This window comes from Plantibacter sp. MDV22-iso1 (assembly GCF_058408345.1).
Window position 1 is genome coordinate 795617 of record NZ_JBZVDY010000002.1, and the last position, 16561, is coordinate 812177.

General features: G+C 70.1%; 17 protein-coding genes. 6 read left to right on the forward strand and 11 right to left on the reverse strand.

Going from position 1 to position 16561, the window contains the following annotated elements:
- Nucleotides 1-110 precede the first annotated feature (110 nt).
- The 6 genes from AC4PMY_RS14415 to AC4PMY_RS14440 all read right to left on the reverse strand — a co-directional run bounded on the left by AC4PMY_RS14415 (nt 111) and on the right by AC4PMY_RS14440 (nt 6906).
- The gene (locus AC4PMY_RS14415) at nt 111-662 is read right to left on the reverse strand and encodes an acyl-CoA thioesterase (RefSeq protein WP_079003589.1); all 552 of its coding nucleotides are present in this window, start codon (nt 660-662) and stop codon (nt 111-113) included.
- Between the two features lie 124 nt (nt 663-786).
- Nucleotides 787-1221, reverse strand: coding sequence for a hypothetical protein (locus AC4PMY_RS14420; protein ID WP_071260440.1), 435 nt, complete (start codon nt 1219-1221; stop codon nt 787-789).
- An 85-nt stretch (nt 1222-1306) separates the two neighbouring features.
- Nucleotides 1307-3133, reverse strand: coding sequence for an Ig-like domain-containing protein (locus tag AC4PMY_RS14425; RefSeq protein ID WP_314139148.1), 1827 nt, complete (start codon nt 3131-3133; stop codon nt 1307-1309).
- A 69-nt stretch (nt 3134-3202) separates the two neighbouring features.
- Nucleotides 3203-4327: a bifunctional 2-methylcitrate synthase/citrate synthase gene (locus tag AC4PMY_RS14430; protein ID WP_491623059.1), complete on the reverse strand. Its 1125-nt coding sequence runs from the start codon at nt 4325-4327 to the stop codon at nt 3203-3205.
- 124 nt (nt 4328-4451) lie between these two features.
- Nucleotides 4452-5351, reverse strand: a complete 900-nt coding sequence (gene prpB, locus AC4PMY_RS14435; protein WP_064294892.1) for a methylisocitrate lyase — start codon at nt 5349-5351, stop codon at nt 4452-4454.
- A 31-nt stretch (nt 5352-5382) separates the two neighbouring features.
- Nucleotides 5383-6906, reverse strand: a complete 1524-nt coding sequence (locus AC4PMY_RS14440) for an MmgE/PrpD family protein (protein ID WP_491623060.1) — start codon at nt 6904-6906, stop codon at nt 5383-5385.
- Nucleotides 6907-7176: 270 nt separating this feature from the next.
- On the opposite strand from AC4PMY_RS14440, the gene AC4PMY_RS14445 reads away from it, so the two are divergent.
- Nucleotides 7177-7638, forward strand: coding sequence for a hypothetical protein (locus AC4PMY_RS14445; protein WP_491623061.1), 462 nt, complete (start codon nt 7177-7179; stop codon nt 7636-7638).
- A gap of 85 nt (nt 7639-7723) precedes the next feature.
- Here the strand turns inward: AC4PMY_RS14445 and AC4PMY_RS14450 are convergent, their stop codons facing one another.
- From AC4PMY_RS14450 to AC4PMY_RS14470, 5 genes are all read right to left on the reverse strand, one after another.
- Complete coding sequence (locus tag AC4PMY_RS14450) at nt 7724-8056, reverse strand: helix-turn-helix domain-containing protein (RefSeq protein WP_491623062.1); 333 nt, start codon at nt 8054-8056, stop codon at nt 7724-7726.
- Nucleotides 8057-8174: 118 nt separating this feature from the next.
- A complete protein-coding gene (locus AC4PMY_RS14455) occupies nt 8175-8999 on the reverse strand; it encodes an SDR family oxidoreductase (RefSeq protein WP_064294896.1) in 825 nt (274 codons plus the stop codon).
- The gene (locus AC4PMY_RS14460; RefSeq protein ID WP_491623063.1) at nt 8996-9829 is read right to left on the reverse strand and encodes an enoyl-CoA hydratase/isomerase family protein; all 834 of its coding nucleotides are present in this window, start codon (nt 9827-9829) and stop codon (nt 8996-8998) included. Before AC4PMY_RS14460 ends, AC4PMY_RS14455 begins: the two co-directional genes overlap by 4 nt.
- 49 nt (nt 9830-9878) lie before the next feature.
- Nucleotides 9879-10658 (reverse strand): 3-hydroxyacyl-CoA dehydrogenase, encoded by a 780-nt coding sequence (locus tag AC4PMY_RS14465; RefSeq protein ID WP_491623064.1) that lies wholly within the window; start codon nt 10656-10658, stop codon nt 9879-9881.
- Between the two features lie 33 nt (nt 10659-10691).
- Nucleotides 10692-11873, reverse strand: coding sequence for a thiolase family protein (locus AC4PMY_RS14470; protein ID WP_491623065.1), 1182 nt, complete (start codon nt 11871-11873; stop codon nt 10692-10694).
- Between the two features lie 150 nt (nt 11874-12023).
- On the opposite strand from AC4PMY_RS14470, the gene AC4PMY_RS14475 reads away from it, so the two are divergent.
- From AC4PMY_RS14475 to AC4PMY_RS14495, 5 genes are all read left to right on the forward strand, one after another.
- Nucleotides 12024-13007 carry a tRNA uridine(34) hydroxylase gene (locus AC4PMY_RS14475; protein WP_491623066.1) on the forward strand — a complete coding sequence of 328 codons (984 nt, stop codon included), beginning with the start codon at nt 12024-12026 and terminating at the stop codon, nt 13005-13007.
- A gap of 12 nt (nt 13008-13019) precedes the next feature.
- Nucleotides 13020-13493, forward strand: a complete 474-nt coding sequence (locus AC4PMY_RS14480) for an SRPBCC family protein (protein WP_491623067.1) — start codon at nt 13020-13022, stop codon at nt 13491-13493.
- Nucleotides 13494-13637: 144 nt separating this feature from the next.
- Entirely contained in the window at nt 13638-14591 is a 954-nt protein-coding gene (locus tag AC4PMY_RS14485; protein ID WP_064294901.1) for an L-lactate dehydrogenase, read from the forward strand.
- A 214-nt stretch (nt 14592-14805) separates the two neighbouring features.
- Nucleotides 14806-15711: an ATP-binding cassette domain-containing protein gene (locus AC4PMY_RS14490; protein ID WP_071260448.1), complete on the forward strand. Its 906-nt coding sequence runs from the start codon at nt 14806-14808 to the stop codon at nt 15709-15711.
- Nucleotides 15708-16532: an ABC transporter permease subunit gene (locus AC4PMY_RS14495; RefSeq protein ID WP_071260449.1), complete on the forward strand. Its 825-nt coding sequence runs from the start codon at nt 15708-15710 to the stop codon at nt 16530-16532. The genes AC4PMY_RS14490 and AC4PMY_RS14495 overlap by 4 nt, the downstream gene beginning before the upstream one ends.
- The last annotated feature ends 29 nt before the right edge of the window (nt 16533-16561 follow it).

The window sequence follows — 16561 nt, forward strand, 5'->3', positions numbered from 1 at the left end:
GACCCGAGGGAGGGCCGTCCGGACGCACCGGCGGAGCGTTCGCGAACGAACGCGGTCAGCCTACAAGTATTCCAGTTGCTTAATCCAGTATGTCGACCAACTCTTCCGGTTCACCAGTCGCTCGGTGCCGACGCCTTCGTGGGCGGCAGGGCTACATCCCTCGCCCACTGCGCCTGCCATGCAGGGAGGTCGGTTGGAGCCGGGCCGGTGAGCTCGATGAGTTCCGAGAGCGCCACCACGCCGCCCGAGCGCTTGAGGAACCGACCTCGGACGAGGGCTTGCGTGTAGATCTCCCCGCCCACGACCACCCGGTGTTCGATGAACACGCCCTTGTCGTCATAGCCCGTCACGCGGGTCTCGACGGTGAAGCGCTGCCAGGGCTGCAGCGATTTCCGGAACGTGATGCTCTCACTCGACACCACCGGGTACCAGCCCAGGTGCTTGAAGCGATCCCAGAGTCCGTTCCGGATCAGGAGGTCGAACCGGCCGAGGTCGAAGATCGACAGGTAGACACCGTTGTTCATGTGGCCGAGGACGTCGAGGTCGGTCGGCAGCACGCTCAACCGGATCCGTCCGACGTCCCAGGTGTCGAGGCGCTCGCCGCGGCGGGCTCGACGGCGGGACTGCAGGAACATGGCGATGGTGCGGAAGATGAGGTGCACGGATGCGACCGTATCCCGCCGGCGCGGCGTCGTGCACCACGGTTGTCCCGACTCGACAACACCCGGGTCCTGGGACGCCTGGCGACGTGTGGCGTCCGACACACCTGGGCCGGATCGCCGACGGTCAGTCAGCGGCGACGGTGTTGCCCTCCCCACTGTCGGTGACCACCGGCGCCGACGAGGTCGCGACCTTGTTGCCGTTGGCTCCCTCGACGAACGTGACGTTGTCGACGGTCGAGACGTTCACGAGGGTGATGGAGCTGTTGAACGAGAGGTTCACGACGGCTCCCGTCACGGTCACGATGCTGTTGGAGGCCTCCACGACGACGTTCTCGCAGTCGCCGTCGATGGTCACGTTCGAGCTGTCGTCGACGATGGTCGCCGTGCCGTCGACGCACTCATCGGTGACGTCGGGGATCGTGTACTCGGAACCGGTGGTGGACTCGGCGGCGACCGTCGGTGACGCGCTCGTCGTCGACGTCGCATCCGCGTCGGTGCATCCGGTGAGGGCGATGACGGCGAGGCCCGCGGCGGCGAGGAGGGTGGGTTGCTTGGGCATGGGTACTCCTTCGGAGGCTCGGTAGGGGGAGGCAGGAGCCGCCGACCCGGTGCAGTGACACCGGGCCGGCGGCCCGATGGTCAGCTCACTGGGTGAGGGTGAAGTCGTACCCGGACGAGGCGATGACCTTGCCGCCGACGGTCTCGGTCACGGTGCCGCCGAAGTACCGCGCCGGGAGATAGTCACGCGGCCAGGTGATGGTCCACTCCCCGGTCCGTGGGTCGGCGATCGCGGAGCCGAGGTCGGTGCCCCACGCGCCCGTGATCTGCACCCGCGCCCCCGGGTTCGCCGTACCGGTGAACACCGGCCTGGTGCCGGTGAGGGTGTCGCCGACTCTCGGCGAGGTGACGACGAGTCGAGGCTGGACGATCGTGAAGTCGTAGACGAAGGTGTGCGTCGGTACCCCGTCCACGAACTGCTTCACGGTGCCTCCGGCATACCGGCTCGGCAAAAGGCTCTTGTTCCATGTGATCGACCAAGCACCGCTCGCGTCGACCCGCTCCACTGAGCCGAGGACGTCGCCCCACGCGCCACGGATCTCGATGCGCGACCCCGGCTCGCCGGTCCCACTGAACACGGGGGTCGTCTCACTGATCGTCTCGCCGCGCCTCGGCGACTCGACCACCAAGGGGGCGATCGGCTCGTCCGGCGCCCGGACGATGTTCGCCGTGAAGTCGGCGATCGTGATGCGGGAGGAACCGTAGGTGACCTTGCCGCCCGTGGCCTCGCCGACGGGAGCGTCGTCGTTCGCCCGCAGCGTGAACCTCAGCGTGGTCGCGCCGACCGGCAAGACACCCCCGATGCCCAACGCGTCGAGTGTGAAGGCCGGGTGGTCGACCGCAGTGATCCGCGTGTTCGCCGGGTGGTAGACGTCGATGCGCTGACCACCGGCATCGGCGTTGAACGTCGCCTCCACCTCCACGGACTGACCGGGGGCGAGCGTCGGCGTGGGGATCGAGGCGCCGGGCGCGAGCGGCGACGGGACCGTGAAGTCGAAACGCACCTGGACATCCGAACCGGTCCCGCTCTGGGTCGCAGTGCCCGTGTAGCGGCCGGGCTCGAGCTGGATCGACGGAACCGACCAGGACGTCGAGTCCAGGGGGACACTGGTGCTCGCGAGCAGGGCCTGCGCGTCGGTGCGGATCGAGATGGACGATCCGGGCTGCCCGATACCGCTGAACGTGGGGGACGGCGTGTCCACCGTGGCGCCGATCGCCGGCGTACGCAGTTCGAACGGCTCGATCGGGGCCAGCTGCGACTCCACGACGACGTCGGTGAGCGCGTCCATCGTGAGCTCGACGAAGGTGTCGGTGTCGGTCCCACCCAGGGAGTACCGACTCGACACCGGGTACAGCGCGTAGCCGGCGACCCACGTGTTCGAGACGTAGCGCCACTCGAAGTCCTGCGACGGGGAACCGGTGCACGTCCGGGCTGCGACGAACGCCCGGGAGCCGTCGCCGGCGGGCGTCAGGCAGAGCGTCGAGGAGGCTCCCACGCCGGTGATCGGCCCGGCCGCACCGACGGAAGGGAGGGAATACGTTCCCGCGAGCGACGCTGCTCCGCCCACCGAGGAGGAGTACAGCCGCTGGACGTTCCGACCCGACTCCGGCGCGGAGAGCCCGACGTACGCCGAGGATCCACTGGACCGGTTCTGCAGGACGAGCTTGCCGATCACCCTCGAGGTGCCTGCCGAAGGGGCCACGGCGTCCGGCGCACCGGGGACGTCCCCGGTGCCGAACGCGTCACGGGGTCCGTCGTCGTGCTCCTGGGGGTCGGCGATGGAACCGACGGGCGGAGCGGCGGACGCCGGGACCGGGACTCCCACCGCGGTGAGCAGGATGGTCGCAGCGGCGAGGGCCGAGAGCGTGGATCGCAGGAGCAAGGAGCGCGGAGCACGAATCAGAGCAGTCACGAGGACCGAGGCTACTCATCTGGAATATCGCCATGGGGGCTGCCGCCGAATCTGTGGAGAACTCGTCCCTCAGTCGGTCGGCACGTGCCGCTCGTCGAGCCCGACGTACTCGGACAGCGGACGGATGAGCGCGTTCGACGCGAGCTGCTCGGCGATGTGCGCCGTCCACCCGACGATCCGAGCGGCGACGAACAGCGGCGTGAACGTGGCCGTGTCGAACCCGATCAGGTTGTACGCCGGGCCCGAGGGGTAGTCGAGGTTCGGCTTGATGTTCTTCCGCGCGACCATGTCCGCTTCGAGCGTCGTGTACAGCTCGAGGATCTCGGGCTTGCCGTAGTGCTCGGCGAGCCGCTCGAGCGCCTTGAGCATCGTCGGCACGCGCGAGTCGCCGTTCTTGTAGACCCGGTGTCCGAAGCCCATGATCTTGCGCTTCTCGGCGAGCGCCGCGTCGAGCCAGGCGCTGGCCTGGTCAGCGGTCCCGATCTCGTCGAAGACGTGCATGACGGCCTCGTTCGCCCCACCGTGCAGGGCGCCCTTGAGCGCGCCGATCGCTCCGGTGACCGCCGAGTACAGGTCGCTGAGGGTCGAGGTGATGACCCGGGCGGTGAACGTCGACGCGTTGAAGGAGTGCTCCGCGTAGAGGATCATCGACACGTCGAACGCGTCGACGACGACCGGATCGGCCTCTTCGCCGAAGGTCATGAAGAGGAAGTTGGCGCTGTAGCCGAGGTCGTCGCGCGGCGGGACGAGCTCGAGACCATGGCGGCGGCGCTGGTCGTACGCGACGATCGCGGGCAGCTTCGCGTACAGGCTCGCGGCCTTCACCGCGTTGGCCTCAGGGGTGTTCGTCTCGGCGGTCGGATCGTTCGCACCGATCACGCTGACCGCCGTCCGGAGGGCGTCCATCGGGTGGCTCGTCGTCGGGAGGAGGTCGATGGCCGCCTTGACGTTGTCGTCGAGTGCGCGCTGGCCCCGCTCCGACGACGTGAACTCCGCGAGTTCGGCCCCCGTGGGCAGTTCACCGTTCCAGAGCAGGTACGCGACCTGCTCGAAGCTGCAGTGCTCGGCGAGCTCCTGGACCGGATACCCGCGGTAGAGCAGCGAGTTCGTCTCCGGGTTCACCTTCGAGACGCTCGTCACGTCGACGACGACGCCGGCGAGACCCTTCTTGATGTCACTGGTCGCTTCGGTCATGCGTTGCTCCTTTGCGTACTGCCTGCGCGCGTCCTGCGCGCGTCGGTCGAGCTTGGCACCCGGCTCGCCCCTCGACAAGCTCGGGGAGCGGAGACCCAGGTGGTGTTCACCGGTGAGGGGACGCCTACCGGTCGATGGTGAAGTTGAAGACCGAGGTGTCGAAGCGGTTGTAGCCCTCGTAGTCGATCAGTTCGTAGAGGTCGGCACGGTGCTGCATCTCACCGAGCTTGCTCGTGAGCGAGCCCTCGTCGTTCAGCGTGTCGAGCGCACGACCCGCGGCACCCATCGCGATGCGGAGGAGCGACACCGGCCAGATGACGAGGTTCACGCCCACATCGGCGAGCTGCTGACTCGTGAACAGCTCGCTCTTGCCGAACTCCGTCATGTTGGCGAGGATCGGCACGTCGACCGCGTCGCGGACGGCGGCGAACTCCTCGAGCGACCGCATCGCCTCGGGGAAGATCGCGTCGGCTCCGGCGTCGACGAGCTGCTTGGCCCGGTCGATCGCGGCGTCGAGCCCGTCGACGGCGGCGATGTCGGTGCGCGCCATGATGAGCAGGTTCGCATCGCGCCGGGCGTCGACGGCGGCACGGATCCGGCCGAGTGCGGTGGAGGTGTCGACGACCTGCTTGCCGTCGAGGTGGCCGCAGCGCTTCGGGTTGACCTGGTCTTCGATGTGGAGCCCGGCGAGCCCGGCGTCCTCGATCTCCTGGACGGTGCGCGCGACGTTCATCGGCTCCCCGAAGCCGGTGTCGGCGTCGACGATCGCGGGCAGCTCGGTCATCCGGGCGATCTGCTTGGCGCGACCGGCGACCTCGGTGAGGGTCGTCAGTCCGATGTCGGGCAGCCCGAGGTCGGCGGAGAGCACCGCGCCGGAGATGTAGACGCCGTCGAAGCCCTTCTGCTCGATGAGCCTCGCCGAGAGCGGGTTGAACGCGCCCGGGAAGCGCAGCAGCTCACCGGTGGCGAGTCGCTCCCGGAACAGCCGGCGCTTCTCTGCCGGCGTGGTCTCGCTGTACAGCATCAGCACGGTCCCTTCTGGAGGTCGGCCGGCATCAGAACAGGCCGGTCGGGTGGGGTGCCGAGGCGAGGACCCCGGAGGCGGCCTGGATGCTCAGCTGCTTGACCTCGTCGGCGTCGAGCTCCGGGAGGCGTTCGGCGAGCGCGAGGAAACGCTCGATCTCCTCCGCATCGAGGACGTCGGCGGCGAGCGTGCGGAACTTGTGGACGTAGTCGGCGCGCGCGAACGGCCGGGCTCCGAGCGGGTGGGCGTCGGCGACGGCGATCTCGTCGACGATGGTCGACCCGTCCGTGAGCGTGATCTCGATGCGCCCGCCGAACGCCTGTTCGGCCGGGTCGAGCGAGTGGTAGCGGCGCGTCCACTCAGGGTCCTCCGCCGTCGAGATCCGGTGCCACAGCTCGACGGTGTCAGCGCGGGTGGCGCGTTCGGGACGGTAGGAGTCGACGTGGTGCCACGCGCCGTCCTGCAGCGCCACCGCGACGATGTAGGGGATGGAGTGGTCGAGCGTCTCGCGCGACGCCGTCGGGTCGTACTTCTGCGGGTCGTTCGCGCCGGAGCCGATGACGTAGTGCGTGTGGTGCGAGGTGTGGAGGACGATGCGGTCCACGGCTCCGGGCACGAGGACTTCCGGGTGCTCGTGGTGCAGCTTGCGGGCGAGGTCGATCCACGCCTGCGCCTGGTACTCCGCCGAGTGCTCCTTCGTGAAGGAGTCGAGGATCGCGAGCTTCGGCTCACCGGCGCCGGGCAACGGGACGTCGTAGGAGGCGTCGGGGCCGTCGAGCAGCCAGGCGACCACGCCGTCCTCGCCCTCGTAGATCGGTGACGGGCTGGTCTCGCCGCGCATGGCCCGGTCGACGGCCTCGACCGCCATCTTGCCGGCGAATGCGGGAGCGTGCGCCTTCCAGGTGGAGATCTCGCCCTTGCGCGACTGGCGAGTGGCCGTCGTGGTGTGGAGTGCCTGGCCGATCGCCTGGTGGATGGTGGCCTGGTCGAGGCCGAGCATCGTGCCGATGCCGGCGGCGGCGCTCGGGCCGAGGTGTGCGACGTGGTCGATCTTGTGTCGGTGCAGGCTGATCGCCTTCGCGAGGTCGATCTGGATCTCGTAGCCGGTCGCGATCCCTCGGACGAGGTCGGCGCCCGTGCAACCGACGTGCTGGGCCACCGCGACGATGGGCGGGATGTTGTCGCCCGGGTGCGAGTACTCGGCGGCGAGGAAGGTGTCGTGGAAGTCGAGCTCGCGCACGGCGACGCCGTTGGCCCAGGCGGCCCATTCCGGGGAGACGCGGCGGGCGAGGTGGGGCCCGAACACCGTGGCACCGTCGCCGCCGGTGCTGACGGGGTGGCTGAGCGCCTGGGCGCGAGCCGAGGAGACGGGCCGGCGCGTGAGCGAGGCGGCTGCGACGGCGGCGTTGTCGATCACCCGGTTGATGATCATGTCGACGACCTCGGGCGTCACCTCCACCGGATCGGTCGCGACGCGGGCGAGCTGCCAGGCGAGCTGTCCTTCGCGGGCGAGGTTCTCGTCGCTGCGATGGACGCGCAGGTGGTGCTGGATCACGGGTGTTCCTTTCGGGTGCGGCCCGTCCGAGTGTGCTGCGGGGCGTCGCATCCTCCAGCCTACGCCCGCGGGTCCGTCGCGCCGCAGCAGGAGAACCGCCTGGGAACAGGACATTTCGCGTGGAACGGTCCTGCTGTCGCGCCGATCTCCTGGCACCGTGGAATACCAGCGTCGTTCTCCGCATCCACCCAGCCCGCGTACACCGCGCATACGGCGGCCGCGGCCAGAGTGACACGCATACCGACCCCTGACGAACCGAAGGAGACGACCGTGCCGATGCACACCCCTGGGGTACCGCAGACCCCGCACCTGTTCGGCGACGTGGTTCGAGCCGAGGCGCTCCACTACACCGAACTGTTCGCGGAGAAGCCGTTCGTGCCGGCCCTGCTGCTGTACTGCTCGAACGGCGCGTACCGCATCCTGTCGCCGGGCGAGGACCACCCCGGCAGTTACGTCGCCGAGGGGCCGCTGTCCGCTGAGCGGGTGCGCGTGAACTTCATCTCGTGGCCGTCCGAGGACTGGAACCGGAACGTCGCCTTCCACGTGCTCGACTTCGACCGGACGACCGGAGGGTTCACCCAGCGGCTGCGGCTCCCGGGCGATCCCGAGCCGAAGCACCAGGCCGGCCGCCACACCGAGGTCACCGACCTCGGTGCCTGGGATGCGGACACGACGTGGGAGACGGCCGAGCCGCTCCTCAACGAGACCTTCGAGGCACTCGCCCGCGGCTGACGGAGGGAGCGGTGGGCCGAGCGAGCGACGGGCAGTCACCGGACGGGATGAAGCACCGTGTCCGGACGATCGCCGACGGTCGGCGTCAGGCGGCGAGCAGCTGCGGGTCGGCCGCGGGGCGCAGCGGAGTGATCGTCGCATCGGCGAGCACGTCCTCGGCCAGCGGCAGGTCGACGACGATCGGAGCCGCCGCGGTCTCGAAGCGGTCCGCGATGTCGAACATGAGCGCGTCGAGGCGGGTGCGGAGCGCGTCGGCGATGGTCACCACCACCTCGGAGGAGGCGTCCTTCCGGCCGCGTTCGATCTCCGACAGGTAGGGCGTCGAGACGGCTGCGGCGGTCGCGACGTCCTGCAGGGTGCGCCCCTGTTCGAGTCGACGCGTGCGCAGGGCCGCGCCGAGGGCTTCGCGGTACAACATGGCGACTCCTTCCGGCTGCGGGCGCGGGCTCCGTGACCGCGTGCTCTCACTGTAGGCGCGGGTCGGCCAGGCTCGGGGAGCACGCGTTCTGCCGTGAGCGGACAGGGCGAGCCGTCCGCTACAGGAAGATGTCGGGGTAGAGCTCCGACTCGTCGACGCCCGGTGAGTACTTCGCGAGGTCGGTGACCCCGGCCTCCGCGAGGACGTCCTCCACGATGAGCGACCGACCCGTGAGCTCACGCGCCGACGCCGTCAGGACCTCGTAGGCCGCGTCGGCGTAGATCTCCGGGGTGCGACTCTTCGCCAGGAGGGCCTCGCCGCCGAGGATGTTGCCGACCGCCGCCGTCTTGATCGTCGTCTTCGGCCAGAGCGTGTTCGCGGCGATGCCGTCGCGTCCGAACTCGGCCGCGAGACCGAGCGTCACCATCGACATGCCGTACTTCGCGAGTGTGTAGCCGGTGTGCGCGCCGAGCCACTTCGGGTCGAGGTTGAGCGGCGGTGACAGTGACAGGATGTGCGGGTTCTCCGCGTCCTTCAGCATAGGGATGGCCGCCCGCGACAGCATGAAGGTGCCCCGCACGTTCACGTCCTGCATGAGGTCGTACCGCTTCGCGTCGAGATCGAGGGTCCGAGCGAGGCTGATGACGCTCGCGTTGTTGACGACGATGTCGATGCCGCCGAACTCACCGGCGGTCTCGAACACGGCCCGCGTGATGTCGTCGTCGTTCCGGACGTCACCGAGGATCGGGAGCGCCTGCCCACCGGCCTCGCGGATCGCGTCCGCTGCGGTGTGGATCGTCCCCTCGAGGCGGGGATCGGGGGTGTCGGTCTTGGCGAGGATCGCGACGTTCGCACCGTCGCGGGCGGCACGCAGGGCGATCGCGAGGCCGATGCCGCGGCTGCCGCCCGACATGAGGATGGTCTTGCCGGCGAGGGTGGTCATGCGGTGGGCTCCTTCGGGGTGGTGGTGGTCGACGCAGCCGAGCGTTTCGCCGACGCGGCGGCGAACGCCGCGACGCGCGCGACCGACTCGGGTGTCTCGATCGCCGCACCGATCGTGCGGGCTTCGTCGTCGAGGGCGTCCTGATAGCCGCGGCCGACGCTCTCGCGCAGCAGCCGCCGCGCCTGACCGAACGCGGCCGTGGCTCCGGCCAACCAGAACGCGGCCACCTCGCGGGCACGGGCGTCGAGATGCTCGGCGGGGACCACCTCGGTCACGAGCCCCCAGTCGAGTGCTTCGTCCGCGCTCAGCATCCGCGGCCCGAGGGTGAGCTCGAGCGCCCGACGCATGCCGACCGCCTCGAGCAACAGGGTGCTCACGCCGCAGTCGGGCGTGAGGCCGATGTCGGCGTACTTACTGACGAACTTCGCCCGGTCGGATGCGATGATCACGTCGGCGACGAGCATGAACCCCAGTCCGCCGCCGGCGACGGCGCCCTGGACGGCGGCGACGATCGGCTTCGCGACCGATTGCAGCGTCCGATGGCCCTCGTGGATGATGTCGGCGAGCTCGGTGACGAAGGCGCCCGTCGATCCTGCGCTGCCGTCACCCATCCGCGACATCGCGAGGACGTCGCCGCCCGCGCAGAACGCGGGTCCGTTGGCGTCGAACAGGACCGCCCCGACGTCGTCGCGCTCCGCGATCTCGAGGGCGAGGTCGCGCCACCGTCTGGCCGCACGGTCGTCGATCGCGTTGAGGCTCGCGGGCCGGTTGAGCGTGAGGTGCGCGAGGCCGTCGCTCACCTCGAAGAGGATGGTGTCGTCGCTGGTCACGGAGTGGCTCCCTGGTCGGTGGATGGGTTCGTCGGCATCGGAGAGCCGGTCATTTCGGCGCCATCCGGATCGCGCCGTCGAGGCGGATCGTCTCACCGTTGAGGTAGCCGTTCTCGACGATGTGCAGCGCGAGTGCGGCGTACTCGTCGGGACGGCCGAGGCGGGCCGGGTACGGCACCTGGTGCCCGAGCGACTCCTGCGCCGCCTCGGGCAGTCCGGCGAGCATGGGCGTCTCCATGATGCCGGGTGCGATCGTCACGACCCGGATCCCGAAGCGCGCCAGCTCGCGGGCGATCGGCAACGTCATCGAATGCACCGCCCCCTTGGACGCGGCGTAGGCGGGCTGGCCGATCTGTCCGTCGAAGGCTGCGACGGACGCGGTGTTGATGATGACGCCGCGGTCTCCGGCGCCGTCGACGGGATCACCGTCCGGATCGTTGTACTGCATCGCCTCGGCCGTGAGCCGGATGACGTTGAAGGTGCCGAGGACGTTGACGCGGAGGACGCGTTCGAAGGCGCCGAGGTCCGCCGGACCGTCGCGGCCGAGCACCTTCGCCGGTGGCGCGATGCCGGCACAGTTCACGACGACCCGCAGCGGTCCACGCGACACCGCCGCTTCGACCGCCGCCTGCACCTGCTCACCGTCGGCGACGTCGGCGGGCACGAAGGTCGCGAACCCACCGAGCTCCTCGGCCCGCTCTGCCCCTGGTGAACCGGGGAGGTCGACGAGCACGACGCGCGCGCCGGCACCGGCCAGCCGCGTCGCGGTCGCGAAACCGAGTCCCGAGGCGCCGCCGGTGACGATCGCCGAACTACCGGTCACATCCATGTCGTGGTTCCCTTCACGTGGTGGGCGCGCCCGTCAGAGGCGCTCGATGATCGTCGCGTTGGCCATGCCGCCGCCCTCGCACATCGTCTGCAGACCGTAGCGCCCGCCGGTCGCCTCGAGCTGGCCGAGGAGGGTGGCGAGGAGCTTCGTCCCGGAGGCGCCGAGCGGGTGTCCGAGGGCGATCGCCCCGCCACGCGGGTTGAGCCGGTCGTCGTCCACCCCGAACTCGCGTTGCCAGGCGAGCGGGACGGACGCGAACGCCTCGTTGACCTCGAACGCGTCGATGTCGTCGATGTCGAGCCCGCTGCGCCCGAGGATGCGGCGGGTGGCGGGAAGGATTCCGGTGAGCATCTCGATCGGGTCGCTCCCGACCGCGGCGAAGGAGACGAAGCGCGCACGCGGCGTCAGCCCCAGCTCGAGTGCCCGGACCTCGCTCATGACGAGCGCGGCGGAGGCGCCGTCGGTGAGCGGTGAGGCGTTCCCCGGCGTGATCCGCCAGGCGATCTCGGGGAAGCGCGCCGCGAGCCGCTCGTCGCGGAAGACGGCGGGGAGTCCGGCGAGCGCCTCGGGGGTCGTCCCAGCACGGACCGTCTCGTCGGTCGTGACGACGGAGCCGCCGGGGAGGGTGACGGCGACGACCTCGCCGTCGAAACCGCCGGACGCCCAGGTCGCGGCGGCGCGCTCGTGGGAACGGGCGGCGAAGGCGTCGAGTTCATCGCGGCTGAGGTTCCAGCGGGCGGCGATGAGTTCGGCGGAGACGCCCTGGCCGACGAGGCCCTCGGGGAAGCGGGCTCGGAGCTCGGAGCCGAAGGGGTCTGCACCCTGCACGTTGGAGCCCATCGGCGCTCGACTCATCGATTCGACCCCGCAGGCGATGACGACGTCGTTGCCCGCCGACATGACGCTCTGTGCGGCGAAGGTGGTGGCCTGCTGGCTGGAGCCGCACTGCCGGTCGATGGTGGTGCCGGGCGTCTCCTGCGGGAGGCCTGCGGCGAGCGCCGCGTTCCGCGCGATGTTCTGCCCCTGCTCGCCGGACTGGGTGACGCAGCCGGCGTAGACGTCCTCGACGACCGCGGGATCGATGCCGGTCCGCTCCACGAGCGCGCGGATCGTGCCGGCGAGGAGGTCCGTCGGGTGCACGGCGTTCAGCGCACCGCCCGGTTTGCCCCGGCCGGACGGCGTCCGGATCGCGTCGACGATCACTGCAGTGCGCATAGCCATCTCCTTCGAGGTCTGCGTCCACCCTAGGCCTGGCGCCTGCGCGGACGGCGGCGGTTGTGGCCCTTCGACAAGCGAGGGGCCGGAACGTCCGTGTCCGCTGGACCGGCCCGACGATCCGCGGTCGGCGCCACGTACGATTGAGCGGTGGCCGACCCGAAGATCCTCCTCTACTACGCGTTCGCTCCCCTGGCGGACCCGGAGGCGATCCGGCTGTGGCAGCGCGACCTCTGCGAGTCGCTCGGTCTCCGTGGTCGCATCCTCATCTCGAAGGACGGCATCAACGGCACCGTCGGCGGCGAGCTCGACGCCTGCAAGCTCTACGTCCGGAAGACGAAGGAGCACCCCGCGTTCCGCGACCTCGATGTGAAGTGGAGCGACGGCTCCGGCTTCGACGAGGACGACCCCGTCCGCACGGCCAGGCACCGGCCCGCGCCCTGGCGACGGAGTAGCGACTTCCCGAAGCTCAGCGTGAAGGTGCGCGAGGAGATCGTGTCCTTCGGCGCCCCCGGTGAGCTCGTGGTCGGCGAGCACGGCGTCACCGGCGGCGGGGTGCATCTGCAGCCCACGGAACTGCACGAGCTCGTCGCGGAGCGTGGCGACGACGTCGTGTTCTTCGACGGTCGGAACGCGTTCGAGGCCGAGATCGGACGGTTCGCCGGCGCGGTCGTCCCCGACGTCGCGACCACTCGTGACTTCGTCGCCGAGCTCGACAGCGGCAAGTACGACCACCTCAAGGACAAGCCGGTCGTCACCTACTGCACGGGCGGCATCCGCTGCGAGGTGCTCTCGGGACTCATGCGATCGCGAGGGTTCGGCGAGGTGTACCAGCTCGACGGCGGCATCGTCCGGTACGGCGAGCAGTTCGGCGACGACGGCCTGTGGGAGGGATCCCTGTACGTGTTCGACAAGCGTGGCTCGCTCGAGTTCAGCGATCACGCGGCCGTCATCGGGCACTGCGTCGTCTGCGACGCCTCGACGAAGCACCTGCAGAACTGCGCCGATCCCTCATGCAAGACACAGTTGGTCGTGTGCGAGGCGCACGCGGACGGGCCCGACGGCGGCCCGCGATGCGCCGTGCACACCGGGGCCGCCGTCTCCGCTGATGCTCGCACCGGCCAGCCCGCCTGAGCCGCCACCGTCATGACCGCCCACTTCCGCCTCCGCACCGAGCTCGACGGGACGATGCAGCAGGCCTTCGACCTCTCGCGGTCGATCGACGCCCACCTCGGCTCGATGGCGGACACCGGTGAACGGGCGGTCGGCGGCGTGACCTCCGGGCTGATCGGCCTCGGTGAGACCGTCACCTGGCGGGCGAAGCACTTCGGTGTGCCGTGGACGATGACGAGTCGGATCACCGCGTTCGAGGAACCCCACCGGTTCACCGACGAACAGGTGTCCGGTCCCTTCCGGACGTTCCGCCACGTCCACCTCTTCGAACCGCTGGAGCGACCGATGGGGACGGCGCGGACCATCATGCTCGACGACGTCACGTTCGCAGCGCCCTTCGGTCCGCTCGGGGTCGTGGCCGAACACGTCGCGCTCACCCGGCACCTGCGACGACTCATCGAGTCGCGGAACCGGTGGTTGGCGGAGGCACTTCGACAGGCTCAGTGACCGAAAGGTGCGGCTCAGTGACCGGAGGGTGTGGCGGTCCGGTCCCTGAGCCTGTCGAAGGGCAGATACCTCGACATCGAGACAACCCGACACCCGTCGCGCCTCGCCCTGACCGCGCACATCCGCCCCTGCCAAAATGGAGCCATGGGTGCTCGCACGAAGTCGAAACTGGCCATCATCGGGGCGGGGAGCGTCGGTTCGTCCCTCGCCTACGCCTCGCTCATCCGCGGCAGCGCCCGGCGGGTGGCGCTCTACGACATCGACGGCAAGCGCGCCTCGGCCGAGGTGCTCGACCTCGCCCACGGGACGCAGTTCACCGGGTCGAGCAGCATCACGGGCGGTGACGACATCTCGGTCGTGGCCGATGCGGACGTCGTCGTGATCACGGCCGGCGCGAAGCAGGAGCCCGGCCAGACCCGACTCGACCTCGCGGGCACGAACATCCGCATCCTCGAGCAGCTGCTCCCGAAACTCGTCGAGCAGGCGCCGGACGCCGTCTACATGCTCGTCACGAACCCGTGCGACGTCCTCACCGTCGCCGCCCAGCAGATCACGGGGCTGCCGCGCGAACGCGTCTTCTCCTCCGGCACCGTCCTCGACACCTCCCGGCTGCGCTGGTTGCTCGCTGAGCACGCGGGTGTCGCGACCTCGGCGGTGCACGCACTCATCGTCGGCGAGCACGGCGACAGCGAACTGCCGCTGTGGTCGCAGGCGACCATCGGCCCCGTCCCGATCCTCGACTGGGAGCTGCCCGACGGATCGCGCTTCACGGAGCAGCAGCTCGACGAGATCGCGGTCGACGTCCGGACGGCCGCCTATCGCGTCATCGAGGGCAAGGGCGCGACGAACTACGCGATCGGGCTCTCCGGTGCACGCATCGTCGAGGCCATCCTCGGCGACGAGCACGCCATCCTGCCGGTGAGCACCGTGCTCGACGGGTACCACGGTGTCAGCGGGGTCGCCCTGTCGGTGCCGAGCATCGTCGACCGCTCGGGCGTGCGGTCGGTGGTCGAGGTCGCGATGTCGCCGCGCGAGGAACAGCAGTTCGCCGACTCGGCCGCCGCCGTCCGCGCGTCGCTCGACTCGCTCGGGCTGTAGCAGCCGACCTCGTCCTCGGCTCCGCCGTCCCTGTCTCAGGAAAGGTGCGGCGCGTCGCCCCGATGCGAGCCCGCCACGCCGGGCATCTCCTGAGACGGGGCCACAGGCGCCTGCACCGGGATCTCCCCCGAGCGGCCGATGCGCAACCGGTCTCGGCCCCGATAGCGTTGCGGGACGAGGCGCGGATCCGGCCGCGCCCCTGGGGAGGTACCGGATGACCGCTGGCGTGACGATCGAGTTCGACGGACTCTCGAAATCCTTCGGGGCGGTGCAGGCGGTCGACGACCTGACGTTCCACGTGGAACCGGGCAAGGTCACCGGTTTCCTCGGCCCGAACGGCGCCGGGAAGACCACGACCCTGCGCATGCTGCTCGGCCTCGTGCAACCGACGTCCGGGAGCGCGACGTTCGGCGGCGTCCCCTACGCCAAGCTGCCGGTGCCTGCCGCGACCGTCGGCGCGGCTCTCGAGGCGGCGAGCTTCGTCCCCGGCCGCACCGCCCGCAACCACCTGCGCGTGCACGCCTCGGCAGCGCGTCTGCCGGCGAACCGGGTGGACCTCGTGCTCGCGCAGGTCGGGCTGCTCGACGTCGCGGACCGACGCGTCGCCGGGTACTCACTCGGCATGCGACAACGGCTCGGCCTCGCGACCGCGCTCCTCGGCGACCCCGGTGTGCTCGTCCTCGACGAGCCGATCAACGGGCTCGACCCCGAGGGGATCAAGTGGATCCGCGGCTTCCTCACCGCGCTCGCGGCCGAGGGCCGGACCGTCCTCATCAGCTCGCACCTGCTCAGCGAGGTGCAGCAGTCCGTCGACGAGGTCGTGATCATCGCGAAGGGGCGGCTCGCGCACGTGGGCACCCTCGCGAGCCTTGACGCCGCCGACACCCTGCGCGTCGTCGTGAACTCCCCGGAGCACGAGCGGCTCGCCACAGCGCTGACCGCCGCGGGGTACACCTTCGACCAGGCCCGCTCGGGGCTCGTCGTGCACGACGTGGAGGCGATCGACATCGGCCGGGTCGCGCTCGCCGCCGGCATTCCACTCAGTGCGTTGTCGCGGCATCGATCAGGGCTCGAGGATTCGTTCCTCGCGCTCGTCAGCGGTGGGGAGGACCACGCATGACCTCACTTCTGGCAGCCATCCGCTCCGAGTTCCTCAAGGTGTTCACCACCCGCGTGTGGTGGGGCCTCGCGCTCATCCTGTTCGTGTACGTCGGTTTCGCCGCGGCCGGGGCCGCACTCCTCTTCGCCAACATCCCGGGCGCGGCCGAGTCCAGCGGGGCCGGAGCGCAGGCGACGAGCGAGATGCTCACCCAACCCGGTCTCATCTACGGCTTCGCGACGAGCATCGGCTACGTCTTCCCCGTCCTGCTCGGTGCGCTCGCCACGACCGGCGAGTTCCGGCATCAGAGCCTGACGCCGACGTTCCTTGCCAACCCGAACCGCGGTCACGTCCTCGTCGGCAAGGTCCTGGCGCTGACCGGGGTCGGCGCACTGTACGGCGTGATCGCGCTTGTTGCGTCCGTCGGTCTCGGCGGCGGCGCCCTGGCGATCAGCGGCATCGATCCGATGCTGACCGACTCCGACACCTGGGCGCTCATCGGCCGTGCGGTGCTCGCGATGGCCCTGTGGGGTGCGATCGGTGTCGGTCTCGGGGCGGTGCTGCCGAGCCAGGTGGGCGCGATCATCGTCGTACTGGCCTTCACGCAGTTCGTCGAGCCGCTGCTGCGCCTCGCCTCCTCGTTCTCGGAGATCACCGCGTCCATCGGCCGGTTCCTGCCGGGTGCCGCGACGGACGCCCTCGTCGGGCCGAGCTTCTACTCGATGATGTCGGCGCAGCAGGACGCGCTGGCCTGGTGGCAGGGCGGACTCGTCCTCCTCGGCATCGGAGTGATCGTCGCGCTCATCGGCTACGCCACGACCTGGCGCCGCGACGTCACCTAGGCACGGCGCGCGATGGCTCGCGCCAGGCG